The organism is Methylobacterium sp. Leaf111 (assembly GCF_001423285.1).
GTDB lineage: Bacteria > Pseudomonadota > Alphaproteobacteria > Rhizobiales > Beijerinckiaceae > Methylobacterium.
The window spans coordinates 135,860-160,019 of the sequence record NZ_LMNE01000073.1; the positions used below are offsets into that span (position 1 = coordinate 135,860).

Annotated in this window: 23 protein-coding genes, 1 tRNA gene and 3 pseudogenes; 11 read left to right on the forward strand and 16 right to left on the reverse strand. The window is 64.8% G+C overall.

Features of this window, described 5'->3' with window-relative positions; all coding sequences use genetic code 11:
* Positions 1-51: 51 nt before the first annotated feature.
* The 4 genes from ASF41_RS22120 to ASF41_RS22135 all read left to right on the forward strand — a co-directional run bounded on the left by ASF41_RS22120 (position 52) and on the right by ASF41_RS22135 (position 1,771).
* Positions 52-693, forward strand: coding sequence for a Maf-like protein (locus ASF41_RS22120; protein ID WP_056217958.1), 642 nt, complete (start codon positions 52-54; stop codon positions 691-693).
* Positions 690-914, forward strand: a complete 225-nt coding sequence (locus tag ASF41_RS22125) for a DNA gyrase inhibitor YacG (RefSeq protein ID WP_056497151.1) — start codon at positions 690-692, stop codon at positions 912-914. Before ASF41_RS22120 ends, ASF41_RS22125 begins: the two co-directional genes overlap by 4 nt.
* Positions 915-1,034: 120 nt before the next feature.
* Positions 1,035-1,110, forward strand: a tRNA-Phe gene (locus tag ASF41_RS22130).
* A gap of 292 nt (positions 1,111-1,402) precedes the next feature.
* A complete protein-coding gene (locus tag ASF41_RS22135) occupies positions 1,403-1,771 on the forward strand; it encodes a DUF4440 domain-containing protein (RefSeq protein WP_056497355.1) in 369 nt (122 codons plus the stop codon).
* 108 nt (positions 1,772-1,879) lie between these two features.
* Here ASF41_RS22135 and ASF41_RS25365 read toward each other — a convergent pair whose 3' ends face one another.
* On the reverse strand, positions 1,880-2,098 hold the full coding sequence (locus tag ASF41_RS25365; protein ID WP_156653441.1) for a hypothetical protein: 219 nt from the start codon (positions 2,096-2,098) through the stop codon (positions 1,880-1,882).
* 290 nt (positions 2,099-2,388) lie between these two features.
* Here ASF41_RS25365 and ASF41_RS22140 point away from each other — a divergent pair, with 290 nt between their 5' ends.
* Together ASF41_RS22140 and ASF41_RS22145 are read left to right on the forward strand one after the other, a co-directional pair.
* Positions 2,389-3,237 (forward strand): transporter, encoded by an 849-nt coding sequence (locus tag ASF41_RS22140; RefSeq protein ID WP_056497153.1) that lies wholly within the window; start codon positions 2,389-2,391, stop codon positions 3,235-3,237.
* A 132-nt stretch (positions 3,238-3,369) separates the two neighbouring features.
* Positions 3,370-4,374: an SDR family oxidoreductase gene (locus tag ASF41_RS22145; RefSeq protein WP_056497156.1), complete on the forward strand. Its 1,005-nt coding sequence runs from the start codon at positions 3,370-3,372 to the stop codon at positions 4,372-4,374.
* Positions 4,375-4,395: 21 nt separating this feature from the next.
* Here ASF41_RS22145 and ASF41_RS22150 read toward each other — a convergent pair whose 3' ends face one another.
* From ASF41_RS22150 to ASF41_RS22165, 3 genes are all read right to left on the reverse strand, one after another.
* Positions 4,396-5,292, reverse strand: a complete 897-nt coding sequence (locus tag ASF41_RS22150) for a 3'-5' exonuclease (protein WP_056349391.1) — start codon at positions 5,290-5,292, stop codon at positions 4,396-4,398.
* A 609-nt stretch (positions 5,293-5,901) separates the two neighbouring features.
* Positions 5,902-7,101 carry an MFS transporter gene (locus ASF41_RS22160; RefSeq protein WP_056497358.1) on the reverse strand — a complete coding sequence of 400 codons (1,200 nt, stop codon included), beginning with the start codon at positions 7,099-7,101 and terminating at the stop codon, positions 5,902-5,904.
* A 193-nt stretch (positions 7,102-7,294) separates the two neighbouring features.
* Positions 7,295-8,452: a Gfo/Idh/MocA family protein gene (locus tag ASF41_RS22165; RefSeq protein ID WP_056497159.1), complete on the reverse strand. Its 1,158-nt coding sequence runs from the start codon at positions 8,450-8,452 to the stop codon at positions 7,295-7,297.
* A gap of 449 nt (positions 8,453-8,901) precedes the next feature.
* On the opposite strand from ASF41_RS22165, the pseudogene ASF41_RS26740 reads away from it, so the two are divergent.
* Positions 8,902-9,144: pseudogene (locus tag ASF41_RS26740) on the forward strand (substrate-binding domain-containing protein); the annotation flags it as partial.
* Positions 9,145-9,396: 252 nt separating this feature from the next.
* On the opposite strand, the gene ASF41_RS22170 reads toward ASF41_RS26740, so the two are convergent.
* Both ASF41_RS22170 and ASF41_RS22175 read right to left on the reverse strand, forming a co-directional pair.
* Positions 9,397-12,069 carry an MHYT domain-containing protein gene (locus ASF41_RS22170; protein ID WP_056497162.1) on the reverse strand — a complete coding sequence of 891 codons (2,673 nt, stop codon included), beginning with the start codon at positions 12,067-12,069 and terminating at the stop codon, positions 9,397-9,399.
* Between the two features lie 253 nt (positions 12,070-12,322).
* Positions 12,323-13,057: pseudogene (locus ASF41_RS22175) on the reverse strand (IS5 family transposase).
* 275 nt (positions 13,058-13,332) lie between these two features.
* On the opposite strand from ASF41_RS22175, the gene ASF41_RS22180 reads away from it, so the two are divergent.
* Positions 13,333-13,890 (forward strand): metallophosphoesterase, encoded by a 558-nt coding sequence (locus ASF41_RS22180; RefSeq protein ID WP_056497168.1) that lies wholly within the window; start codon positions 13,333-13,335, stop codon positions 13,888-13,890.
* Positions 13,891-14,270: 380 nt separating this feature from the next.
* Here ASF41_RS22180 and ASF41_RS25375 read toward each other — a convergent pair whose 3' ends face one another.
* Positions 14,271-14,813 (reverse strand): hypothetical protein, encoded by a 543-nt coding sequence (locus tag ASF41_RS25375; RefSeq protein WP_156649608.1) that lies wholly within the window; start codon positions 14,811-14,813, stop codon positions 14,271-14,273.
* 713 nt (positions 14,814-15,526) lie between these two features.
* On the opposite strand from ASF41_RS25375, the gene ASF41_RS24495 reads away from it, so the two are divergent.
* Positions 15,527-15,769 (forward strand): hypothetical protein, encoded by a 243-nt coding sequence (locus ASF41_RS24495; RefSeq protein WP_082504746.1) that lies wholly within the window; start codon positions 15,527-15,529, stop codon positions 15,767-15,769.
* Between the two features lie 621 nt (positions 15,770-16,390).
* On the opposite strand, the gene ASF41_RS22185 is transcribed toward ASF41_RS24495, so the two are convergent.
* The 4 genes from ASF41_RS22185 to ASF41_RS22200 form a co-directional block, all read right to left on the reverse strand.
* A complete protein-coding gene (locus ASF41_RS22185) occupies positions 16,391-16,759 on the reverse strand; it encodes a hypothetical protein (RefSeq protein WP_056497171.1) in 369 nt (122 codons plus the stop codon).
* A gap of 399 nt (positions 16,760-17,158) precedes the next feature.
* Positions 17,159-17,842 (reverse strand): alpha/beta hydrolase, encoded by a 684-nt coding sequence (locus tag ASF41_RS22190; RefSeq protein WP_056217938.1) that lies wholly within the window; start codon positions 17,840-17,842, stop codon positions 17,159-17,161.
* A gap of 44 nt (positions 17,843-17,886) precedes the next feature.
* The gene (locus tag ASF41_RS22195; RefSeq protein WP_056217941.1) at positions 17,887-18,282 is read right to left on the reverse strand and encodes a nuclear transport factor 2 family protein; all 396 of its coding nucleotides are present in this window, start codon (positions 18,280-18,282) and stop codon (positions 17,887-17,889) included.
* 29 nt (positions 18,283-18,311) lie between these two features.
* Positions 18,312-18,755 carry an OsmC family protein gene (locus ASF41_RS22200; RefSeq protein WP_056497174.1) on the reverse strand — a complete coding sequence of 148 codons (444 nt, stop codon included), beginning with the start codon at positions 18,753-18,755 and terminating at the stop codon, positions 18,312-18,314.
* Positions 18,756-19,089: 334 nt separating this feature from the next.
* On the opposite strand from ASF41_RS22200, the gene ASF41_RS22205 reads away from it, so the two are divergent.
* Together ASF41_RS22205 and frc are read left to right on the forward strand one after the other, a co-directional pair.
* Positions 19,090-19,518, forward strand: coding sequence for a PAS domain S-box protein (locus ASF41_RS22205; protein WP_056354638.1), 429 nt, complete (start codon positions 19,090-19,092; stop codon positions 19,516-19,518).
* A gap of 122 nt (positions 19,519-19,640) precedes the next feature.
* Complete coding sequence (gene frc, locus ASF41_RS22210; protein WP_056217950.1) at positions 19,641-20,891, forward strand: formyl-CoA transferase; 1,251 nt, start codon at positions 19,641-19,643, stop codon at positions 20,889-20,891.
* Between the two features lie 259 nt (positions 20,892-21,150).
* On the opposite strand, the gene ASF41_RS26330 is transcribed toward frc, so the two are convergent.
* The 5 genes and pseudogenes from ASF41_RS26330 to ASF41_RS22230 form a co-directional block, all read right to left on the reverse strand.
* The coding region (locus ASF41_RS26330; RefSeq protein WP_056497177.1) for a transposase at positions 21,151-21,447 on the reverse strand (297 nt) is incomplete at its 5' end.
* Position 21,448: 1 nt separating this feature from the next.
* A pseudogene (locus tag ASF41_RS24505) lies at positions 21,449-22,207 on the reverse strand (IS630 family transposase); the annotation flags it as partial.
* Positions 22,208-22,281: 74 nt separating this feature from the next.
* On the reverse strand, positions 22,282-22,443 hold the full coding sequence (locus tag ASF41_RS25380; RefSeq protein WP_156653446.1) for a hypothetical protein: 162 nt from the start codon (positions 22,441-22,443) through the stop codon (positions 22,282-22,284).
* 797 nt (positions 22,444-23,240) lie between these two features.
* Positions 23,241-23,711 carry a glycosyltransferase gene (locus ASF41_RS22225; protein ID WP_056497184.1) on the reverse strand — a complete coding sequence of 157 codons (471 nt, stop codon included), beginning with the start codon at positions 23,709-23,711 and terminating at the stop codon, positions 23,241-23,243.
* Positions 23,708-24,151 carry a glucuronosyltransferase gene (locus ASF41_RS22230; RefSeq protein WP_244479753.1) on the reverse strand — a complete coding sequence of 148 codons (444 nt, stop codon included), beginning with the start codon at positions 24,149-24,151 and terminating at the stop codon, positions 23,708-23,710. The genes ASF41_RS22225 and ASF41_RS22230 overlap by 4 nt, the downstream gene beginning before the upstream one ends.
* Positions 24,152-24,160: the final 9 nt, after the last annotated feature.

Below are 24,160 nucleotides of genomic sequence, written 5' to 3' on the forward strand. Positions count from 1 at the left end.
TCCCCCATACAGGATGCCAACCCTGCGCATGACGGCCAGCACGTGACGACGATCGACGAAACTCCAGGCCCGAGCCGGAACGCCCGACTTATTCTAGCGTCGGCCTCACCCCGGCGCCTCGCACTCCTGCAGCAGGTCGGCATCGACCCCGATGCCCTACTGGCATCCGATATCGATGAGACGCCACGCAAATCGGAGACGCCGCGCGAGCTCGCCCGACGCCTTGCGCGCGAAAAACTCGCGGCCGCCGGGGCTGCAGCGCGGCGGCGGGATGACATGCGCGAGGCCTTCCTCGTTGCGGCGGATACGGTCGTGGCAGTGGGGCGTCGGGTGCTCCCCAAGGCCGAGCTGCCGGGTGAGGCGGCCGATTGCCTGCGGCTGCTCTCCGGGCGCCAGCACCGGGTCTACACGGCCGTCTGCCTCCTCACGCCCCAAGATGTCCGGCGTGAGCGGGTGGTCGAGACCCGGGTGCGCTTCAAGCGACTGTCCTCCCGCGACATCGAGGCTTACCTCGCTTCCAACGAGTGGCGCGGCAAGGCCGGAGGCTACGCTATTCAGGGTCTGGCCGGGGCCTTCGTGGTCAAGCTCGTGGGATCGTACAGCGCGGTGGTCGGGTTGCCGCTCTACGAAACAGTCAGTCTCCTGGATGGGGAGGGCTTTCCAGTCCGCAGTGCCTGGGGAGGTCCCGCATGAGCGATCCGAACCCTGGCCGCAGACGCTCTGGACCCACGCAGCTCGACCTGTGTCCGATCTGCAAGAAGGCGTCCGAGCCTGCCTACGTTCCGTTCTGCTCCGCCCGCTGTGCCGATATCGACCTCGGCCGTTGGCTTACTGACCGCTACGCCATCCCCACCGCAGAGGATGAGGACGAGGACGCCGATGGCGTCGAGCCGCGCCCGGATCAGACCGCCTGAAGATCGTCGCTCCGGCGCGAAAAGCGCCCGTCAAAATCTCTTCCAATCGAGGCTGGACAGGCTGCAATCCACCCCCTATACCCCCGCTCCAGCCGGTGCCGCTTACGCGAACCGGCTGAGGCCCAGGTAGCTCAGTTGGTAGAGCATGCGACTGAAAATCGCAGTGTCGGCGGTTCGATTCCGTCCCTGGGCACCATTGATTCCCGAGTTCTAACGGACGCTCCGTCTTTCGGTATCAACCATCGCACTGCGGTGGATGGCTGGGTCTGAGTGGCTCTGTCAGGCCGGTCGAGTCTGCTGCGCGAGCCGTATAGAGACTGCGTCGCCTCGGACTGACCGTCGGTCACAATGCGCCGCCATCATGGCTCCCTGTGCTTTCGACCCGGCCCGTGGCTCCTCCGACGCAGGTTCCGCCGCGTCGGAGGAGGGAACGAACCGCGCACAAGGGGCGTCATCCTTCGACTCTGTTGAAGTTGGAGGAGACTGCCATGGACGATGATCGCGTTTGGTCGTTCGAGAAGAGCTTATGGACTGGCGACGCGAACCATTACCGCGAACTGGTCGACGACGAGTGTCTCATGGTGTTGCCGACGCCGCCCTTCGTGCTCAGCGGCGCACAAGCGATCGAGGCGGTTGCCGCGACCCCACGCTGGTCGGGCATTGAGATCACGAAAGGCCAGATCTCGCGTCCCCAGGAGGGTCTCATCATCATCGCCTATCATGCGAAGGCATCGCGCGACGACGAGTCGTACGAAGCCAATTGCACGTCGACCTATCGCCGGATCTCCCATGAAGTCTGGCAGGTCGTCCAACACCAGCAGACGCCGCCCCTCGCCATTCCCGCAGTTGACGACTGACCGTCACATACAACGGCCCGACGCCTCTGCTTAGGGCGGGTCGTTGGACCGGATGCAATGAGGCTGCACGGGGCATCCTGCCGATGTACGATGCCCCGTTGACCGCCTTCAGCCGGCGCCATACCCGCCTTCCTTATTCGTCGGGTGCCGGTTGGGCGAGTGGTCGTCGTAACCGCCCGTCTCCGGCCCCCGATTACGGGACGGCTCGACACTGCCGGGTGAGGTCGGGCCGGCCTCGGCGGCATCGTTGCTGGTCCGCGGTTCGACGAACGACTTGGCCCTGGGCGGGATGGCGCGGGTATCCGTTTCTACCTTGTCCGAAGTCATGCTTCCCTCTCAGGTTCGTGCCCCATACGGGGAAGAGACCGCCGAGGATCGGGTTCCGTCCACCGTGAGCGCGGCGCAATTTCGGCCCCGATGAGGTGAGCCATGGACGCCGCGGCGATGGTCGCTGTCGGGCGACGGCGGCGGGTGTTGCGCGACGGCGACGGCACCACTGCAACTGTGCGCCGCGCGTATAGGAGGACACCATCCTCGCGATTGGCATGTCATGAACCCCAGCCGATAACAGGCTGGTTTGGACCATGGACATGAAGACAGCTGGGTTTCGCCGGACAATGCAGGGCGCGCCGATTGCCGTCCTCCTGGCCCTCGCGTTGGGCAGCCCTTCCGCGAGGGCCGGTTCGGCGGCACAGCCGGGGCAGACGGTGGGGCAACCGCCGGGTGCGCCGTTGCCGGTGGGCCTCTATTTCATCAACACGTCGAGTTTTGGCTCGCGCGATCTCGCTCCACGCTCCACCGACTCGAACATCAACCTGCCGTCGTTCATCTGGGCGACCCCGGCGGAGGTCGTCGGAGGACGACTGCAATTCGTCGTCCTGCAACCGATCGTGGCGTCGAGCACCCGGGGGGCTGCCTACCAGAGCGGGTTCGGCCAGACGCTGCTGGCCGCGCAGGTGGCCTGGAAGCTCGGGCACGACGTGAACTTCAGCTACCTCCTCGGCGCTTATCTCCCGAGCGACACGGAGATCGTCATCCAGAACCCGGTCCTGCATCAGCGCTTCGCCATCACCTACAACGGCGACGGCTGGAATCTGACGGGTAACTTCCTCTATGGCACCTTCTTCGACACGCGCTCGTCCAGCGGGACCTTTTACCCGGACTTCCTCAATCTCGACCTCACGGCCACGAAACATTTCGACCGGTGGGAGGTCGGGCCGGTCGCTTTCGGATCGACCGATCTCCCGACGCACGATCCGAGCTACGCACGTCAGGGCCAAGTCGCGGTGGGCGCGCTCGTCGGCTACAATTTCGGCCCCGTGAACCTTCAGGCCTACGTCACGCGCGACATCGTTCAGCGCAACTATGCAGGCCTCGAGACCCGTGGGTGGCTGCGCGCCACGGTGTCGATTTACCAAGACAAGGACCTGCCGGAGGGATCACGTCCCATCCTGCGCAAGTTCTAGGACGAGCCCAGCGCAGGCTACGCTGGCCTGCGCGAAATGCACGCAAGCTGGCCTCCTTCGCGCAACAGCCGGCTGCTTCGTGCGTATGTTCCTCAGCCGGCGGATCGCTGGGTTTGATGAGGAGGCGGGTGCATGAGACACAAGGCCCTGCGGGATCAGGTTATTATCATCACCGGGGCCTCTAGCGGCATCGGATTGACGACCGCGCGAATGGCCGCCCAGCGGGGCGCCCGAGTCGTGTTGGCGGCCCGCAGCACCGATGTCCTCGCGCGCGTGGTCAGCGAGATCGAGGCCGAGGGCGGTCACGCCGTCGCCGTGACGGCGGATGTCGGTCGGCGCGACGACGTGCAGGCGATCGCCGACGAGGCGCGGGCGAGCTTTGGTGGTTTCGACACCTGGGTCAACGTTGCCGGGCTGACCGTTTACGGCCCATTGAGCGCGATCGACTACGCTGATCATGAGCGCCTGATTCAAACCAATCTCTGGGGTACGGTGAACGGCTCCCTCGTCGCGGTTGAGCACCTGCGCCGGCACGGCGGAGCCCTGATCAATGTCGGAAGCGTCGCCTCTGACCTCGCCTTCCCGTTCCAGGGCCTCTACGCAACCTCCAAGCATGCCGTGAAGGGATTCACCGACACTCTACGCATGGAGTTGATCGCCGAGGGCGCGCCAGTCTCGGTCACCCTGGTCAAGCCTACCTCCATCGACACGCCCTTGCCGAACCGGGCGCGCAATTACATGGACCGGGAGCCGACGCTGCCCCCGCCAATCTATCCGCCGTCCGAGGTCGCCAACGCCATCCTCCACGCGGCCGTACATCCGCAGCGGGACATCTTCGTGGGCGGGGCCGGCAAGATGTTCGTCATGGGCAAGGAGTTCGTGCCCGGCGCCTACGACGAACTCGCGCCCGCCATCATTGCCCTGCAGAAGCGTTCCGAGACGCCCCGGAACCCGACCGGTGCCCTGCACGCCCCGGTTCAGGCCGGCGCAGAGCGTGGCGACCCGCCGATTTACGTGATGCGCACCAGCGCCTACACGCGCGCCACACTCCATCCACTGACCACCCTGTCGATCGCCGCCGGTCTCGCGACGGTGACAGCCCTGGTTCTCGGGCGGCGTGCCAAGCGTCCGTTGTGAGGCGGCCGACCTCAGACTGACTCAGATTTCCGGATTGGTTCGGACGGAGAATCGATCCCGGGCGGTGATCCGGTCCGCCACGAAGTCGTGGACCTCGCGCTGGAAGATCTCTTGGCAGAGAAAGGCGCGCTCGAGGTCGAGACGCTCCTCCTCAATGTCGATGTACCAGCAGCGTCGCCGCCCGCTCCAGCGGTAGCTTCGTCCCTTCAGGACGTCTTTCGTGGCGATGGGAGAGCCCGTGGCCCAGACGCGCACCGTCGGCTTGCGCGCGGTCTCGAGCAGGCAGGCGAGAGCCAAACGCCCAGAGGCCTTCAGAGGCGCCGCGAGGAGTGCCAGCAGCGCGTGACAATCGTCGATGGCGCGGTGGCCCTTGTGGAAGTACCCGTGATCGATGAGCAGGTAGCCGAGCTTCAGCCCCTCGTGGCCCTCCGCGCGCCAGGGTACCTGATGGCAGGAGCAGGCCCAGTTCTTCTCGGCGAAGACTGGCCAGCGGGTCTCGCACATCTGGCGGTCGAAGCTGGCGTTGTGGGCGATCACCACGGCAGCGTCGGCCGCCATCGCCTTCACAGCCTCGTCGTCGATGCACTGCCCAGCCACATCGGCGTCACCGATTCCGGTCAGGCGGGTGATCTCGGGCGGGATGGGCCGACCGGGGTCGTGGAGTTGATTGAGCGTGTCGAGTACGCGATAGACCCGCCCGCTCGCGCCGTACTCGAACTTGATCATGCCGAGTTCGATCACCGTGTCGTGGGTGTGATCAATCCCGGTGGTTTCCGTGTCGACGATCAGGCCGACGAAGGTCGGTTCAGTCGGCCGCTCGTCGGCATCCGCGAAGGGCCTGAGCTGCCGGAGGACGCGGTACGCGCCCGTCGTCTCAAGGGCGTCTGCGATCACGTCGAGGGCGTGCGTCGGTGCCACGTTGTCCAGGTCCAGCAGGTCTCCGATCGCGCGAACTCGTACCGGGGCGATCCGGGGCGGAGCTTATGCGCCGATCGGCGCGGTCTGGTAGTCCGTGTCGGCTCAGTATCCCCAGAAGACTGCCAGTGCTGCGGCGCAGGGTCGTCCCGCCGTCGAGCATCGGTATGCCGTGGATTCGGTCCGCTAGCCTCCGGGCTTGTCGAGCCCAAGGTGCTCATGCGCTTCGGCCGGCGTCATGCACCGAATGGTATCCTCCGAAAACCCAAGGGCCCGGAGCTCGGCTCTCTGACGATTGGTGATCATCAAGGAAACCGCAGGTGACGCCGTGGAAACCTTTTCATCGGCCAACGGTGCTGCCTCCGTCGCTCTGGCAACATGCTCGCGGAAGACTGCATCCGCCGCGTCGCGATCGAGAAATCTCAGCAGATCGTCCTCGCCTCCCACCATCGTCCGGTCCCTCATACTGCATGTCGAAAGGCAGCGTCTGCTATCATGTCCCGTCGCTCGCCGTCGCCCCGAACCCGTGGAGAACCAGCGTAATACGGGCTCGCACACGGGGCCGACCGCCGCGACGTCGCGATCCCGCAAGGAACGCAGGCTTCGCTGCTTTCACGGCCTGTCGATGGCAAGCCGGTGTTCGACGCGTTGCTCCATGAGGAACGACGCCGCCCAGATCTCCAGACCGCCCAAGGCCAGGGCGACGCCAACCCAGCCGGTGGAGGGGAGGCCGAACCCCGCCGTGAGCGCGAACCCTGCAAGCCAGGGTCCGAGAGCGTTGGCGACGTTGAAGGCGGAGTGGTTCAGAGCGGCCGCAAGCGTCTGTGCATCCTCGGCGACATCCATCAGGCGGGTCTGCAGGATCGTGGCGAGTCCGCCACCGCAGCCGATGAGAAAGACGACCGGCCCGAGAGTCCAGAGGCTCCCGGTGGCGTAGGGATAGAGAGCGAGTGCGCAGGCGCTCCAGACCAGGGTCGCGCCGGCCGAGAGCATCAGCGCTCGATCGGCCGCCCAGGCACAGACGAGATTCCCGAGGGTGAGGCCCAGGCCGAACAGGGCAAGCACCGGCGGGATGGCGCTCGGCGATGCGTGGGTGACCTCCAGCATCGTCGAAGCCAGATAGGTGTAGACGGAGAACAGCCCGCCGAAGCCGATGGCACCGGTGGCGAGGGTCAGCCAGACCTGACCGCGCCGCAGAGCCCCAAGCTCCTGCAGGGCGCTGGCCCCCCGGGCCGGTGCGCCGAGAGGGGCGTGAATCCGAACCAGGATCGCGGTCACCGTGGCGAGGAGGGTCACCAGACCGAAGCTCCAGCGCCAGCCGACGAGTTGGCCGATGCCGTTGGCCAGCGGCACCCCAACCACCGTCGCGATGGTCAGGCCCGCGATGACCCGCGAAACCGCCTGCGAGCGCCGCTCGCGCGGGACAAGCGAGGCGGCGACCAGGGCTGCCACCCCGAAATAGGCGCCGTGCGGCAGTCCGGCGAGGAAACGGAAGGCCAGCATCCAAGAGTAGCTCGGAGCTAGCGCCGACAATCCGTTACCGAGAGCGAACAGAACCATCAAGGTGACGAGGAGGGTCCGCCGTGCGACGCGAGCCGCCAGCACGGCGATGATGGGAGCGCCCACCACGACGCCAAGGGCGTAGGCGCTGATGATATGGCCCGCCGTGGCGGCATCGATCCCAAGATCGGGGGCGAAGGCGGGCAGTAGGCTCATGGCGGCGAATTCGGTGGTGCCGATCGCGAAGCCCCCGGTCGCCAGCGCGACGAGAATAAGGTTCGGATGCGACGCAGGCGCCGGCAGGCCGGGCATGCGATCCGCCGCGGCCGCGGCTTCCAGAGGAGTTGTCTGTCGGAGGTCGACGACGCTCATCGCTGGCTTCCGCCGGTCAGCGCCGCGTCGAGGCCGGGCGTGCCGGTCCGGCCTTGAATCGGGGCCCACTCGGGCCTCGTAGATGCGATCATGGTTCTAGGGTCCGGTACGGGGGGGCGAGAACGAGCTGCGATCAGTTCTTCGGCACCTTCTCCTTCCCTTTGCCAGGGTTCGACGTGTTGACGAGTTCGGGCGATGCCTTGGCGCGGAGCGTCTGGCGCTGGGCGTCGGTGTCGATCCGCCTGCTCCGGTCGAACGGATCGAGGTGGACGGATTCGCCGGTCCTCAGCGCCTTGGCGATGCCTTCCAGGACCCGCACGTCGGCATAGCCCTCCTCGCCGTCGCATTCGGGGTGGCGGTCGTTCAGGATGCAGTCGGAGAAGTAGCGCAGTTCACCACCGAAATGGTCTGTGTTCTTAAAACTCTCGTGGGTCTTACTTCCACCGATGGTAACGGTGCGTTCGAGAGACTTGCCGTACATGTAGCCGGGGTTTACCTCGACGCTCCCCTTCGTACCCACCACCGTGTAGGTGTCGAGCGTATTGCCCACATAGGATAGGACGAACTGCGCCAAGCGGTTGCCCGGGAAGCGTAAGGTCACGGCGACCGTGTCGTCGAAATCGCCGAGACCTGCCTCAGGGTGGCGTACGCCGACGGCGGAGACCACTTCGGTCGGCTCCGACCCGAAAACGTAGCGGGCGGCGTTCACTGGGTAAGGACCCATGTCGAAGATGGGTCCGGCCTCAATGCCACTGCGAGCCCGGTGGTTCTCAGGCGAGACCATCTGGGTGAAGGTCGAGGCGAAGGTTAGCAGGTCGCCGAGCTTGCCAGAGCGGATCAGGTCGATGGTCGCGAGGGTTGCGGGCTCGAAATGCAGCCGGTAGGCCACCATCAGCTTCGCCGGCGAGCCCTTCGCGACGTCGAGGATCTCGCGGCACTTCGCTGTCGAGATTTCCAGGGGCTTTTCCACCAAGACATGGATGCCGGCTTTCAGGGCGGGGATCGCGAACTCCGCGTGGCGCCAGTTCGGGGTGGCGATATAGAGCGCGTCGATTTTGCCCGAGTCGACGAGTTCGCCAAATTGCTCGTAGCCATAGGAATTTGTGACGCCGTACTGCTTGCCGACACCCCGCGCCTTTTCCGGATCCCCGGTGACGAAAGCCACCAGTTCGGAGTTTCCAGTGTGTGCCACACCCGGCAGCATCGCCTCCTGGGTGATGTCGCCGAGGGCGACGAAAGCGTAGCGAACCTTTCGAACCGAGGTGAGGCCGAGGGCAGATGCGAGGCTCATGCGAATCTCCGGGTGCGAAAGGGGAAGCATGTCAGGAGTCGCGATCACGGCCGGGGGCCTCGCCGCGGTTTCGAAAGGCGTTTCCCGTCAACTGTGCGCTGCAGCAGATGTTGCATAGCGATGCAGCCAGACCCGCAGGGATGCCTTGCGCTCCGTGCAGGTGCCGTTAGGGGCGTTCGACAGATGCTCAGGACGCGTCCGCCAACGGAGGGACAGTGGGTCATGCTCGTCTTAGTCGAGGATGGAGGGGGTGCTCGCCTCGGCCGTGGACCTGCTGTCGGATAATCAGGTTGACGCCATGCTCGGTGCGCTTTCGGTGAATACCCCCCGAAGCCGTGACGCGCTTCGGCGTTCCCAATCGTGATCGATGAACGCCTCGGTCACCAATCGCTGGGTCCGCACTGTGATGGCCGAACGACCATGGGGCCAGCGACACGATCTCGCAGCATCTGTACGAGCAGGGCGCCTGTCGCTTCGGCTACATCGCGGGCTGGCTGGGAACGCTTGCCCAGGAGCGCCGTGAGGCCGCCTTCCGACAAGGCCTCGCTGAACTCGGCATCACGGACTGCGCCCGGGCGCAGGGAGACCACCACCACGGCGGCGGGTCCGCGGCGGTGAGGGCACTCTATGCCTTCGGCATCGGGCCGGATGGCCTGTTCTGCCAGAACGATCTGGCGGCGATGAGCACCATCGACGCGTTGAGGGTCGAAATTCTGTCTACGCTGTCCAGAGGGCGTGCTGGGCACCGGTTACGACCACATCGCGGGGTCAGCCCGGCCTCCCTATCGCCTGACCACGGTCGACGTGGGCCTCGATCGTGTCGTGCCCAGGCCTTCGCGCGGGTCGAGGCGGAGGATGGCGGTCCGCCCGAAGTTCTGTTGATGCCGGACCTCGTCCCGCGCCAGCGCGCGCAGTTGACCGGGTGGACGCTGCCTTCTTGCTGGTCAACCGCTCTGCCGGCTGCCTCCCAAGGTTTCGACGGGCGACATCTCCGCAGGCTGTCCGAGCCGTGCGATTTCGGCGGCCAACTCCTGCAGGCTGGCATCCCCCTTCCGTACGACGCGATCGACGCCGGTGAGTTCGTTACGCTCGGCCGGAGAGATGTCCCGGGCGCTCAGCACCACCACCGGGATGTCGCCGCAGTCGGTGAGAGCACGCAGCCGTAGGAGGAACGAGAAGCCGTCCATGACCGGCATGGTGAGGTCGAGTAGGATCACGGCGGGGCGCGTCTCGTGAACCTGCGCCAGGGCCTCGACCCCGTCGCCGGCTTCACGCACCGACCAGCCGTCGCGCTCCAGCACATGGCGCAGGCGCTCGCGCATTCCCGCATCGTCGTCCACCACCAGCACCCCGCCGCCCACAGGGCCGAGCCGGCTAAGTACCGCTTTCAGGCGTCCCCAATCGACCGGTTTGGGCAGCGCATCGGCTGCTCCCAGCGAGGCGCTAAGCGCCGCATCGGACACGAAGCTGACCATCACCACCGGTATCTCGCGGGTCGCCGCATCGGCCTTCAGGGTTGCCAGGACGGTCCAGCCGTCGACCTCCGGCATCATCACGTCGAGCAGGATGACCCGGGGCGACAGGGTGCGAGCCAAGTCGAGGCCGGCCCGGCCGTCGCCGGCCGTTCGCACCGAGAACCCCTGCCGGACCAGGAAGCGCGCCATGAGGTCCCGCTGGCTCGCCTCATCGTCGACGACGAGCACGAGGCCCCGGTTGCCCCCGGCCCCGTGCTCGGACCGCTCATCGGGCTCAGAAATGTCAGAAACCGCGACGGCGGGGAGAACGGCCGGCACGGTCAGGGTGAAGGTCGTCCCTCGCCCCTCGGCACTCTCCAACACGACATCCCCGCCCATTAGGCCGGCGAACGCCTTGGTCAAGGCCAAGCCAAGGCCGGTTCCACCGTACTTGCGCGTTGTCGTCTCGTCCGCCTGGGCGAAGCGCTGGAACAGCCCCGCCACCTGCTCGGGCGACATGCCAATGCCGGTATCGGCGACGGCAAAGCTCAGCCAATCTTCCGTCGCCGTTGTGTGGCGCCGGACGCGGAGGGTGACGGTCCCCTCCTCGGTGAACTTGCCGGCGTTGCCGATCAGATTGAACAAGCACTGGCGCAGCTTCACCGCGTCGGTGCGCGCATCGCCGAGGTCCGATGCGAGGTCGACAACGAGGCGGTTGCCCTTCTTGGCCACCAGTGCCTCGACGGTCGCGGCGGCGTCACGCGCGAACGCCTCAACGATGATGTCCTCGGCATACACGTCCATCTTTTCGGCCTCGACCTTCGATAGGTCGAGCACGTCGTTGATCAGACCGAGCAGGTGTTGAGCATTCGTGCGGATCTTGCCGAGATCAGCAAGAAAGCTGTCTTGCCTGAGGTCTTCCGCCTCCTCCTCGAGCATCTCGGCATAGCCGATGACTGCCGAGAGCGGGGTTCGCAGTTCGTGGCTCATGTTGGCGAGGAAGCGGCTCTTCGCGCGGCTCGCTTCCTCAGCGGCGTCGCGCGCCTCCCGCAGCGCCGCTTCGTAGGCATGCCGCTCGGTGACGTCCACATGGACGCCAACCCATTCCCGGATCGCACCGTCGAGGTCGTGTACCGGCACGGCGCGCACCGCGTAATGGCGCCAGCCGCCGTCCGGGTGACGCACGCGCTGATCGACGACGTAGGGCGTGCCTGTTCGGACCGCCAATTCCCAGACGAGGCGGGCATTCTCCGCGTCGTTGGGGTGCAAGACGCGCGTCCACCCGCCGCCACGATATTCCGCGAATGGTTGCCCGGTGATCTGCTCCCAGCCGGGCTGCTCCTCCACGAATTCGCCCGCCGCGTTGGTATTCCACATGACGCCGTGGACCGCCCTGACGGCGGAGCGGAACCGCGCCTCACTGACGTGCAGGCGTCGTTGAACCCGTCCCTGTTCGAGGGAGCCCGCCATCATTGCGAGAAACAGGATAACGAAAGTCACGCCCGCTACGGCCAGGGCGAGGTTCTGCGGGCCGGCCGCCGGCATCGCCCGCTGCGCCGCGGGGGCGCCGCCCGCCGTAAAGGTGAAACTGGCCGCTGCCATGCCGGTGTAGTGCATGCCGGCCACGGCGAGCCCCATGATGCAGGCGGCGATCAGCTTCTGCCAGAGGCGGTTGCGGCGGAAGGCGAGCCATAGAGCGGCGGTCGCCGCTAAGACCGCGATGGCGACCGAGGCGGCCACCATGGCCGGATCGTAGACCGTGTTGCCCGGGACCCGCATCGCTGACATGCCGGCATAGTGCATTGCGGCAACGCCGAGGCCCATCAGAGGCCCAGCGACGAGGAGCGACTGGAGCGAAGTTCCTCGGATCGCGACCCAGCCGAAGGCCGCCGCTGTGGCGGTCACGGCAACGAGCAGCGACAGGGCCGTGATGCTTAGATCATAGGTGGCGGGAGCGCCCATCTCGAAGGCGAGCATGCCGACGAAGTGCATCGCCCAGATCCCGCCCCCCATCGCGAGGGAGGCGGCGCCGACCCAGACCCAGCGCAGGCCGGCCGTCGCGCCGCGGATCCGCGCGGCGAGGTCGAGCGCCGTGTAAGAAGCGAAGACCGCGATGGCGATCGAGAGCGCCACAAGGGCGGGGTCGTAGCCGGTATGAATCATGGAATTGCCCGTACGGTGCTGGCCGCCTCCGTCCGAGGACCCGGTGACCCTGAGGACGACGCGGCCATCAGGGAGGCAACAGGCGCTGTCTGTAGACCATACCCAGCTCACTCACGGCTTCACGAAGCCGTGCGGCGCCTGCCGGCATGGGAGACAACCCACGTTCGTTCCAGCGGTCCGGCCCGGCCAAGTCCGCTGATCCCGGCGGAGACGGGACGCGCGTCCGCCTCAGAGCCTGTTTGAGATCATGATTTCAGGCGGGATTCTTGAGGGCGTTGGCGGCCATGAGGCTAGCGACGCAGGCGAGGCGACCCTTTGCGACGTCGAGGCGACCAGCGCGCTCACGGTGTCGGCCGCCCCAGTGACTGAGCCAGCCGAAGGTCCTTTCTACGACCCAGCGCCGCTCCAGCACGACGAAGCCCTTCTGGTCCGGCTGCGTTTAGACCACGCGATGGCGCATGCCTCGAAGGTTGCACCATTTTTGCAGCGCTCGGCCTATGAAGGCACCGTCAAGGAGAGCCGGACGCAGGCTGGGCCACGCCTGCTTGTCCGCACCCAGCGCCGGCAGGGTGTCGCGATCCTGCACGTTGGCCGGCACGACGGCCAGCGCCAGGACATGCCCTTCGGCATCCACCAGGGCCACGCGTTTGCGCCCGACCAGCTTCTTGGCGCCATCGTAGCCGCGCGGCCCGCGTACCCCGATGCACTTGACTGTCTGCGTGTCGATGATCGCCAGCCGTGGATCGGGCCGACGTCCGCAACACCGCCGCTGACGGCGCGCCAGAGCCGGCATCAGGCTCTCGAACAGTCCCTTCTCGATCCAGCGCCGGAACCAGCCGTAGACCGTGCGCCAGGGCGGAAAGCCGGCCGGCAACGTCCGCCATCCTCCGCCCGTTCGCAGGTGCCATGCGATCCCCGTTAGCAATTGACGCGCCGCTGTCGCTTCTGGACGGCCCGGCGGATCGGCTCGAATCAAGAAACGGGCCACCTCGTCCAATCCCGTTTGCAAGATCAGACAGATGGGGGCGGCCGGCGGAGGGGCTCAAACAGGCTCTGAGTAGGGCTGCGTCGGGGGAATTGATGCCAACGAGCCAGAGTTCCTGCGCGTGGCAGCGCGCTGAACGGCCAACCCCGTGAAGATTGTCGTCTCGATACAAGCGACATTGCGCCAGCTTGAACGCCAAAGAGTTCGCACAATCTCGTTGCGTGGCAGAGCGCCGCCTCTTTCATTCCTCTTTAAAGCGCAACTATTCCTCAGGATGCATGACAACCTACTTCACGGCCGACACGCATTTCGGTGACGCATCTCTGGTTCAGCGTCAACGTCAGATTTTCGGGTCCGTGGAGGCCCACGACGAGGCCCTGATCGCCCGCTGGAATACGGTCGTCGGAGTGGCCGACGAGGTCTGGCACCTCGGTGACTTCGCCGCTGATGCCAGCCGCGCGCATTGTGCCGCTGTCTTTGCTCGCCTGAATGGCATCAAGCGCTTGGTGCGAGGCAATCATGATACGAACCGGGTGCTCGAACTGCCCTGGAGCGAGCCACCGGTGGAAAGCGCCCGTATCACCGTAGAGAATTCCAAAGGCTTCGCTTTGCGGCTCTTTCTCTCGCATTACCCGCACCGGTCCTGGCCGGGCTTCTGGCGGGAGACCCGGCACCTGTATGGACATACGCATGCCTGCCTGCCGGATACGACCCGTTCCTGTGATGTCGGCGCTGATGCCTGCGATTACCGCCCAGTCGACCTGACAACGCTCATCGCGCGTCTGGACGCGGCGCTGCAGGCTCCCGAGGAAATGGCGGTGCGCGGCCTACGCTGAGCCTTTCCGACGATCCGACGCCCCCGAGATGGCTCGGCGTTCGCCGACTTTCCGCGGCGCTGCGGATTCTGCGCTCGCATCTCCTACGTGGCGTGACCTCGATCCTTCACCCCCGAAATGCGCCCTCCATCCGCTGGGGTTGGTCACGGCAGTGCGGTGATAATCAGGCAGAGCTCCAGACCAGCGCAATATGAAAATTCGTAATACGCAGTTCCTTAACGCGGAATCCTGATCGGCCTGAACGTACATCGGACATGCCGCTTGCACATCCAGGCAAGCCTTTCGATGACGCTTGGGTGATCAAGACGGAGTGTCGAGGCGCCGGCCGGCACCTATCCGGTGCGCGAACACCGCGTGCGGCAGCAGCGGCCAAGCCCGGATCACACTGGGTGATCCCGATCCTTGGTTCGGCCCCAGTCTCTAAAAGGCAACGACGTTCCGAGTCGCTCCGATTGGCGCGGCGCTTCGGTGAACGCGCCAGGACGTGGAGCATTCGCGTTGCCGCGAACGACATCCCCCTGAACGATCGCATGGCCGGAGGCGACCGCCAGGATCAGCTGCGTCGCGTAGGCACGAGGTCCACTTCCTTTCAGGGACATTCCCGGGCCGCCGGGGCGGAGCTTGTTGCCGATCAAGCCCCAAGGCGCTGGGATCGGAAGCCGCCTGATGCCTAGCCCCCGATCGATCAGCGCCGCCGCGTCCTCGATCTGCCCGGCAAGCAGGAGAAGCCCGGGGCGCGTGATCCGAAATGCGTAGTTGCTCTCATCATCCACTTCCACGAGCGAGACGAGCTTCAAGGACAGAGCCTGACAGGCGATATCCACGTTGTCCCGCGTGAATTCGGCCTCAAGCGCGAGAGGTTGTGCAGATGTCCGGCAGGAAACCCGTTCGAGGAACAGGCGGCGTCTGAACGTTTGTGCCATGTCCCTCGCACATGGATCGCTCACCCTGGATCGATCTTGCCGGTATCAGCATGCCGTCGCGGAAGTTTCGGACTGGTTGCGACCGAAGCGTCCGCAGATCGCCAAACGGAACCTGTCTGACGGCTATCCCCAACTCCGCTGAAATGGCGAGCCGGAGATGTCGCGGGTGGGACCGCCGGATGCGACGAGGCCAGATGATGGACTGACTTCGTGACCGTGTGGGAATTAATCTCCCTCGAACGCAACGCGGAGTTCGGCAGGGTTGCGCCAAGCCACCCGTACCCGAAGTTTCACGGATCGAATTTGCAAGACGAAACGATCGGGGATTCCCAGAACGCCAACGACCCGAGATCGTGTTCCACCCAACGAGCGGTCAACGAGGGCACAACTCGCAGGATTGGCAAGCTCGATGAGGATACGCGCACCGCGCGACTGCAGCGTTGGCCGCTCCGACCGCCTATCGACCATCGCATAATTTGGCATCTGCGTCCCGATCAAAGCGTCTGCATCTTTGAAGTTGCTGCGCGTGAAAATCGTAAAAAACCATCGGTGATAAGCTCAAGTTTTATCACGACGGCTGCGGTTCTCGTTCCAGGCAGGCAACCGTTTCCCATCAGACGTCAGCGGTAACCTTGAATGGTGGGGCGGGAATCCCTTGTTGTTCGCCACCGCTGCCCTCTGTGAGAGGGGGGGATCGTTCAGGAAGGTTGACCATGACGAAGCTGTTCATTGCCAAGATCCGTTCCGCCGCGGGGACAAAGCCCTTGGTGACCGTTCGGGCCGCTGCTGAAGGGGAAGCGCGGCTGTTCTTGGAAGCTGCGTATCCGGAAGACGAGATCGTTGATGTCGCAGAACCCAGCGGCTGGGCGAGCGATGCCGATACCGGAAGTGCACCGGGTGATATCCGCGAACATGCTGGGGTGGAATGGCAGGCACCTTCGAGCCACGCAGATTAACGCGCCGACGGTCTCGATCGCCCCCGCATCCGCCAAAGACGGACCGACTGGAGATCGGGCACTTTTCAGTCCCCGAACTGCGTGGCGTTTTGCTGGTGATGCCAATCCGCCGCGTAGACCTCGCCTTCTATGCAATCGATTGGCCGGAACTTTCGGCCGTGATCCGCTCCGAGCGCGCGATCGTCGCGAGGGAGTGGGCGGCTTATCGAGAGGTTGTCTTCCATCCTGGCAATGGCGGCTGATGGGACGTTGCGACAACGGTCTGAGATCGCGCCGACCAAGCGGTCGCCGTCTCGGCTCGGACTGCTGACGGCCTCAACTGGATACGCTTAACGCGTGGTTCTGGTGACGGCGCATCGCGATCAAGCCATCGCTAACAATGCGGGCATGAACCTCGCCGCTTCCTGTCAGAACTGCCACATCAACCACAGTCGCCCGAAGCATCGACGACGACGCTGGCGGACGCTGTTTCGGCACAAGGCTTCGGAGGATCTTTTTCGCGGCCCCTGCCACGGTGGCTGAGCGCCGAGGGGCACGCGAAGTCGCTCTCGATCGCAACGCTGCCAGCGTTCCAACCGTCGCGATGCTGAAGAATCGGTGATCCTGGGCAGGCCTGATGCCCTAGACAGATGGAGCAGGCATCCCCTTCAGGACGGCTTCATGGAGAAGGCGGAGCCAATGGATCGCCTCCCGGGCTTTGGCTTCGGCAATTTCGGCCCGCCGCTCCGCGTCAGCCACCGAGCTCTTGCTGGTGTTACTGGCATCGACGATCGCTTCGATGTTCGCAAGCGTAATCGACCAGTCGAACTCGTCGGTCTCCGCCTTCGGTGCGGGCTCAGACCTACGGGACAACGTATCCGTAAAGCTCTCGGGAATCAGACGATTCAGATCGTCGCTCGAATGGGGGAACGAAGTGCTGAAGATATTCCGAATCCGCTCCGCTTCCTGATCGAGCGAATCCACGAGGACGGGTTTCTCGGCTGCTTCCATCACGTATGCACCCCAGTCCAGGATAGTCTAGTCTGACGTAAGAGAAGACTCATCTTGTAAAAATCGGATTAAAAGCAGCGCGATCGTCACGTTCGGGAGGCTGCGTTGTGAATTGCGGGCATATTTTAAGATGGCGGGATGACCGCGCAAACACGCAGGACCGCACGCATCAGATCTGCCAAGGGGGGGGCGCCAGATCCGTCTGGCAGGCCTGCATTCCCTGGTGCAGTCGGCATGAATACGCCGGCGGATGGGGTTACCGCGGTAGCTGGGTTCAGTGGTGACTGCGCTGGTCCCAGAGCAGGTTGCTGATCCGCGATGCACTGCACCAAAATAAAAGAGAGGGCCCGTACCGGATTCGACGGGATGGATCTCCGCGCTACCTGCGGTTTCCGGCAGCTATGCTGCGGCGAGAACGAAATCGACGCCCTGCGCGACGATGACTGGGCTGTAGGCGTGGGGGCCGTCGTACTCGACTGCCATGACCGGGTATCCGGCCTCCCGCAACCGGGCGACATGAACCCGCGCGCTGCGATCGATCGGAATCTGCTCGTCGCGGATTCCATGGGAAAGGAAGATCCGTGGAACGCCCGATTGCAGGTGAACGGACAGGAAGCCGGCCGATGAGACGAGGAGATGGGTGACCACATGCCCGTTGGCTAGGCCGAGGGAGAGCGTGTAGCTGCCACCATCCGAGTGGCCCGCGAAAATCAGATGCGTCGGATCGAGTAGGTAACGGGTGCTCACCTCGGCCAAAGCCTCGTCGACACGCTCGCGGTCGGGTCCATGGCCGCCAATGACGAGATCCCAAGTCGGGAACATCGATTGGGGTGCCAACAGTAGGAAGCCCCGCGCTTGGGCATGGGCCTCCAGCATCGGCAGGATCTTCTCTGCGCTGCCGCCACCACCATGGAACAGGACCACGAGAGGTGTTGGCCGGCGTGGATCGACGCTTTCGGGTACCACGAGGATCGCGTCCCGCTCGGCGAACAGCCCGAGACAATGGCGACCGGGGGGAAGAGGCTCCTTGGTGGGGAGCCGGTGCGCGAAGGCGAGCCGGCCGGCGAGGCGGGGATCGATCATGCGGGAACCCTGGGTTTCGGAAGCAGTCGGAGGGGAGGCGTCAGTCAACCGGCCATGTCCGCCTGGAGGGGCTTGATCTTCAGTTGATCGATCAGCCAGCGCCATCCGCCATCGGCCTGGCGCCGTGCGGTTTCAGCCGAGATCGTCCCGTTGGGCAGTCGCGCGAAGGTCATGGCGTGATCGCCGTTCCGGATCGCCGGGAGGGTCTCGGCGACCGGAAAATCAGACTTGCGCGCCAAGAGGTCGGCATAGAATTGCCGGATCTCGCCGTGTCCGGTGGCCACGACCTTGCCGGCCGCCAGCACCGCATCGGGCTCGTAGAGGGCAACGAGGCCGTCCACGTCGCCTGCATTGGCGCGTTCGTTGAAGAGGCGGGCGAGGTCTTCCGGCTCGTGGGCAATCGGCGGGTTCTGGCCGGAGACTTTCGGTGATGTCGTCATGGCGACTCCTTCTTGGAAAAGCATAAGGCTCAGGTAAGCAGAGTGCCGGCACTGTCCCGGACAGAGACGACGACGGGGATGCCGGCCTGCACGCTTTCGGAAACCGTGCAGAAGCGCTGGAACTGCTCCAGCACCCGGTCGATGCGGGGTACGGAGTCGGCGGTCGCCCCGAGGCTGATCGCGACCGCGATGCCGGCGATGCGCAGACGGTTCTCGGCGTTGCGGGTGACCTCGCAGTGCGCCTCGGCCCGGATGCCGCCGGCCTCCTGCTTATACTTACCGAGCGCGAAGACGAGGCTGGCGCACAGGCAGTTCGTCACCGACGAGACGACGAGCTGTTCGGGGAACGGGCCTTCGCCGCTGCCGATGGGAATGGCCTCATCGACCATGAGGTGGGGCAGGATCCCACCGAAATCGATCGCGAACTTGTAGCCCTCGATCTGCGTGATCGTGATGCTCGGGCCTGGACCCATGGCGGCTCTCCCCTGCCGATCCTCGTTGCCTGCAGCGTGCCGGCGTCGTTCGAGAACGCTGTCACCAAGGCGCAAGCTCCCTCGGGCAATTGACGTCAGCTCCGCGAGTTGACACCTTATCTACGTTGGCATACCAAATACCAACGATTGGAGCAGCGAAAAATACGAAGTCCTTCCGACGCCATCGAACGGCTTCAAGCCTGACTGACAAAGAGGGGAGTGTTCCATGCCGATGGATGACCATCGTCTCGCCCCAGGTTCGAGCCCGCCCGGTCGATAAACCGGGCGACGGAGACGATATCCGCAGCACGGACAGGGAGATGAGGGTCAGCGCATGACGAGCCCGATCGATTTTGCTGTCCTGGTGGCAGCAGCCGGCGATGCCGTTGTGGTGTCGGACACGAGCGGTGCGATCACCGTGTGGAATCCCGCCGCGACGCGGATCTTCGGGTACGCGGCGGAGGAGGCGGTCGGTCAGTCTCTCGATCTCATCACCCCGGAGCGTCAGCGCCGGCGCCACTGGGAGGGCTATGCCAAGACCATGAAGACGGGCGTCACCAAGTACGGTGCCGACGTCCTGCGAGTCCCAGCCATCCATAAGGATGGCCACACGCTCTCCATCGCCTTCACGGTCGGGCTGATCCACGGCTTCGACAACGCCGTTACGGGTATCGCCGCGATCATCCGCGATGAAACCCAGCGCTGGAACGACGAGCGTGAACTACGCCGCCGCTTGGCGGCCCTCGAATCCCGCGTCGCCTGAGGGCGAGGCGCGACAGACCGCCGGGATCACCCACCACGGGTTTCCGGCCAACCCAGAACCCGGATCGACCGGGCAAGCCGCGAACTTCGACAATCGTCTGAGCCAACAGGGAGAACGCCACGATGAGCAAGCCGCTCGAGGGTATCAAGATCATCGATTTCACCCACGTCCAGGCTGGTCCGGCCTGTACCCAGCTACTGGCCTGGTTCGGCGCCGACGTGATCAAGGTGGAGCGCCCTGGGGCCGGCGACGTGACGCGCACGCAGCTTCGTCACGTCGAGGATGCCGACGCGCTCTACTTCACCATGCTCAACTCCAACAAGCGTTCCCTGACGCTCGACACCAAGACTCCCGAGGGCAAGGAAGTCCTCGAGAACCTGATCAAGCAATCCGATGTCATGGTCGAGAACTTCGGCCCTGGCGCCCTCGACCGCATGGGCTTCTCTTGGTCCCGCATCCAGGAGCTCAATCCCGGCATGATCCTGGCGTCGGTGAAGGGCTTCTCGGATGGCCACCACTACGAGGACTTGAAGGTCTACGAGAACGTGGCGCAGTGTGCCGGCGGCGCGGCCTCCACCACCGGCTTCTGGGACGGTCCGCCTACTGTGAGCGCCGCGGCTCTCGGTGATTCGAACACCGGCATGCACCTCGCGATCGGCATTCTCACGGCGCTTCACCAGAAGAACAAGACCGGCAAGGGCCAGAAGGTCGCCGTCTCGATGCAGGACTCGGTGCTCAACCTTTGCCGCGTCAAGCTGCGCGACCAGCAGCGTCTCGATGCCCTCGGCTACCTGGAGGAATACCCGCAGTACCCCCACGGCGAGTTCTCGGATGTGGTGCCGCGCGGCGGCAACGCGGGTGGCGGTGGACAGCCAGGCTGGGTGCTGAAGTGCAAGGGCTGGGAGACCGATCCGAACGCCTACATCTACTTCACGATCCAGGGTCATGCCTGGGCCCCGATCTGTAAGGCGATCGGCAAGGATGAGTGGATCGACGATCCGGCCTACAACACCGCTCGCGCCCGCCAGGACAAGATCATGGACATCTTTGGCACGATCGAGGCTTGGCTCGCCGACAAGACGAAGTTCGAGGCCGTCGATATCCTGCGCAAGTTCGACATCCCGTGCTCACCGGTGCTGTCGATGAAGGAGATCGCCAACGATCCGTCGCTGCGCGCCAGCGGCACCGTTGTCGAGGTGCCGCACCCGAAGCTCGGCTCGTACCTGACCGTCGGCAGCCCGATCAAGTTCTCCGACATGCAGGTCGAGGTGAAGGCCTCTCCGCTGCTCGGCGAGCACACCGACGAAGTCTTGCTCGATCTCGGCTACACCCAGCAGCAGATCGAGCAACTGCATCAGGCCCGCGCCGTCTGAGGCGGCGTCTGAAACGGAGATGCCAGCGGCCTGTTCTCGGACAGGCCGCTGAATCAAGTAAGACGGCGCGCCTTGAGGCGCGCCGTTTCCGTTTTCTGGTACGGGAGCGAGGCTCGCCCATACGGCTTGTCCGTCATCGGCCCGGACGACCGCGGCATGGAAATCCTGGCACGGGGCCGCAGTGACGGGTTATACCAATCCTCACTGATCAGAACGCATGGGCCCATCGGCGCAATCCGATGGACATGAGGCGCCAGGGTTAGGCGATGATCTTGTTCCAGGCATCGCAGCAGTGATCCAGGATGTCGTCGTAGGATTGGAAGATCCGGTTTCCGAGCCAGTTGTCCCGCATGAACTGCCAGAGGTTCTCGACCGGGTTGAGTTCGGGTGAGCGCGCCGGCAGGGACAAGAGGGTGATGTTGTCGGGAACCGGCAGCTTCCTGGTGGTGTGCCAGCCGGCTTGATCGAGCAGGAGGACGGCGTGGGCGCCAGGAGCCACGGTCGCCGAAATCTCTTCGAGATGATGGGCCATCGCTGACGTGGTGCAGCGGGGCATNGGCTTGATCGAGCAGGAGGACGGCGTGGGCGCCAGGAGCCACGGTCGCCGAAATCTCTTCGAGATGATGGGCCATCGCTGACGTGGTGCAGCGGGGCATACCAAGCCTGCCCCGACGCCCCGGGCCGGGCAGATCGCCCCGAAGATGTAGGCCGARGCCGTGCGCTGGTCCTTGGGGGCCGAGGGTCGCGTTCCGCCCTTGGCCCMGCGTCGGGTCASGGTGTTCTTCTGGCCGACACGGGCCTCGTCACAGAACCAGACTTCTACCGGCTTGCCGCCGACAGCCTGCGCGATGTCCGCCAGACGGTCGGGGAGTCTTTTTAAAAACAGCCGCGGCGCCCGGATCCTGGGCGTGATGGCGCGGGCGGGCCGAGAGCTTGGCGTAGCCCATGGCCCGCAAGACYCGGCTCAAGGTCTGCTCGGAGACCGACACGCCGTGATCCTCGGACAGGATTTGGGCCAGATCGCACAACCGCCACCGCACCACACCGTGTACGGCCGGCGTCGGTCCCTGTTCGACCAGCGCCTTGAGGACATCGCGCTGGTCGGCGTTCAGGCGCGGACGGGCCCCGGGGGCCTTGCCATCGATCAGCCCGTCCGGTCCATCGGCGTTGAAGGCCACGACCCAGTCGCGCACCGTTTGCAGCCCGACCCCGCCGATCTCGGCCCGGCGGGTCTGCGCCGGATCACGCGACCCCTTGGCCAGACCGCGCAAGGCTTGCGCATCGAAGTCCGATCGCAGCGGCACCGGAGCAGCCATCGCATCTTCCTCAGGCTCCAAACCCAGGAATGAATCACGACCGAGATGCCGACGCTACCCCGCGTGAGTCCTGCTCAGCGAGGCTTGGTATTACTCACGTCGAACACCGCCATCGCCCGGGCCGGTGCGTCCTTCAGGCGTCCCGCATACTGACGTGCCTCACCCGCCGACAGGTCGCCCTTCTGGATGCTGAAGGTTCGAACCCTCCGGCCGTTGAGCACCCGGTCGGTGCACACCCCCCCTGTGATCGGGTGGTCGTGTCGTTATGCCGGCAACATGAACCGTACAGTATGCCCATCCTCGTTGATGCGCTGGCCGTCGGTGTGCTCGATGGTATCGGTCATGGCGCCTCGATATGCGTTGCTGGGCGATCTGGAGACCGTCGCCGGACTTGCCATCGCCTCGGCCGCTGAGGCGGCAATCGGTGCCTAAGCGGCCGCCGACCGGGTCGTCGCTCGCCGCGCCCTTCGTGGCCCCCCGCGGCTCGGTCTCCTGCGTCTCCGCTTTGTCGTCCGCGTTGGGCGAGCATTGGGCTCTCAGGCGTCAGATGCCAGACCGAGGGTGAACAGAGGGGCTCGCTACGTGATGACTCCATCCTCGCGAGATGGGGAGGCGCTCGAAAACCCGGCCCAGGGCAATCTATCCCACCCATCTCCCCTCGGCACAACGCCGAAGAGTGGCTTCGAGGGCCACTGCCCTCCAGTGCAGCACCATTGCCGACAGCACCGACCTGTCGGCGGTCCTCCGACGCGACCGCCGCAAGGACCATCGAAAGCCGAACCCTTCACCCCGGCGATCGCCTTTGGAGCGTCAACGAGCGCGTCTTCCGCCGCATGAACCGATGCGTGGCCTTTCAGAGCGCGACGAAACCCGAACCGACACCTTCCTCGCCGTCATGACGCGCATCTGGATCAACTCGAAAGGAGTCCGCCGCTAGGCGATGAGCTTCCGGACGAAACCGACGAGTTGGGCCCGACGCTCCAGCATGTCGTTCGTGACCAGAGCGGGCTCAAGATCCTGNAGGAGTCCGCCGCTAGGCGATGAGCTTCCGGACGAAACCGACGAGTTGGGCCCGACGCTCCAGCATGTCGTTCGTGACCAGAGCGGGCTCAAGATCCTGGGACAGCAGCGATCGAAGTTCCTCCTCGGTTTCAGCGGCGTGAATGCCGATTCGCGAGCGGAGCTGGGAGACGGTCGCAAGCTGGTGATCGTTCCGATGCTCGCCGAGCGCCGCTTTCCGCGGAACGATGATGATGGGCTTGCGATACTTATACGCCTTCAACACCGTGCCCATGCCGGCGTGCGCGACGAGGACGTCGCATTTTTTCACGTAGTCATCGAATTCGATTGGCGAGTAGTTGGCTGCCGCCTGAATATTTCGACACGTGTAAGTTCCCACCCCTGTCTGAGCCATTACCGGCTTTCCAAGATCCGGAGCGATGTCGTCCATCATCATGATCAGACGGTCGAACGGCAGCTGGGTGCCGACTGTTACGATAATCACAGCAGCTCACCGCGATAGAAGGGACCCTTCGGCGTGGCCAAGTGTTTCCACTGCGTCAGCCATTCGTGCACGATGTAGCCTGCGATCTTTCCCGACATGGAAAGCTTCTCGACATTGGCGAAGCTGTCGATCCAGATCGTCTTGGCGCCGGTCAAGCGGCCGAGGACAAGACAGATCAGCCCAGGTGCCGCTCCGGTGGAGATGATGACGTTGGGCCGGACGTTCCGGATGATCTTGATGCACTGCCAAACGCAGGTGAGCGTATCGCCGGGACGATTCCGATTGCAGTCCTTGACCACGAATCCCTGGCGATTGGCCTGCTTGAGCAGATCTTGCGTCGTGGTCACAAACACGGCGTCCTTATCTTCAAACGCCTCCGCCACGATCTGCAATTGCTCCCAGTGACCGCCCATCGAAGCGACCGCCAAAACTTTCGTCACGATTTACGT

What these genes read in the sequence shown, in the direction of transcription:
- ASF41_RS22200 (WP_056497174.1), bottom strand. Translation starts at nt 18,755, where the DNA reads ATGGGTCCAGGCCCGAGCATCACGATCACGCAGATCGAGGGCTACAAG.
- ASF41_RS22195 (WP_056217941.1), bottom strand. Translation starts at nt 18,282, where the DNA reads ATGACGACATCACCGAAAGTCTCCGGCCAGAACCCGCCGATTGCCCAC.
- ASF41_RS22190 (WP_056217938.1), bottom strand. Translation starts at nt 17,842, where the DNA reads ATGATCGATCCCCGCCTCGCCGGCCGGCTCGCCTTCGCGCACCGGCTC.
- ASF41_RS22170 (WP_056497162.1), bottom strand. Translation starts at nt 12,069, where the DNA reads ATGATTCATACCGGCTACGACCCCGCCCTTGTGGCGCTCTCGATCGCC.
- ASF41_RS25365 (WP_156653441.1), bottom strand. Translation starts at nt 2,098, where the DNA reads ATGACTTCGGACAAGGTAGAAACGGATACCCGCGCCATCCCGCCCAGG.
- ASF41_RS22135 (WP_056497355.1), top strand. Translation starts at nt 1,403, where the DNA reads ATGGACGATGATCGCGTTTGGTCGTTCGAGAAGAGCTTATGGACTGGC.
- ASF41_RS22160 (WP_056497358.1), bottom strand. Translation starts at nt 7,101, where the DNA reads ATGCCCGGCCTGCCGGCGCCTGCGTCGCATCCGAACCTTATTCTCGTC.
- ASF41_RS22205 (WP_056354638.1), top strand. Translation starts at nt 19,090, where the DNA reads ATGACGAGCCCGATCGATTTTGCTGTCCTGGTGGCAGCAGCCGGCGAT.
- ASF41_RS22165 (WP_056497159.1), bottom strand. Translation starts at nt 8,452, where the DNA reads ATGAGCCTCGCATCTGCCCTCGGCCTCACCTCGGTTCGAAAGGTTCGC.
- ASF41_RS25375 (WP_156649608.1), bottom strand. Translation starts at nt 14,813, where the DNA reads ATGGCACAAACGTTCAGACGCCGCCTGTTCCTCGAACGGGTTTCCTGC.
- ASF41_RS22145 (WP_056497156.1), top strand. Translation starts at nt 3,370, where the DNA reads ATGAGACACAAGGCCCTGCGGGATCAGGTTATTATCATCACCGGGGCC.
- ASF41_RS22125 (WP_056497151.1), top strand. Translation starts at nt 690, where the DNA reads ATGAGCGATCCGAACCCTGGCCGCAGACGCTCTGGACCCACGCAGCTC.
- ASF41_RS22180 (WP_056497168.1), top strand. Translation starts at nt 13,333, where the DNA reads ATGACAACCTACTTCACGGCCGACACGCATTTCGGTGACGCATCTCTG.
- ASF41_RS22140 (WP_056497153.1), top strand. Translation starts at nt 2,389, where the DNA reads ATGCAGGGCGCGCCGATTGCCGTCCTCCTGGCCCTCGCGTTGGGCAGC.
- ASF41_RS22185 (WP_056497171.1), bottom strand. Translation starts at nt 16,759, where the DNA reads ATGGAAGCAGCCGAGAAACCCGTCCTCGTGGATTCGCTCGATCAGGAA.
- frc (WP_056217950.1), top strand. Translation starts at nt 19,641, where the DNA reads ATGAGCAAGCCGCTCGAGGGTATCAAGATCATCGATTTCACCCACGTC.
- ASF41_RS24495 (WP_082504746.1), top strand. Translation starts at nt 15,527, where the DNA reads ATGACGAAGCTGTTCATTGCCAAGATCCGTTCCGCCGCGGGGACAAAG.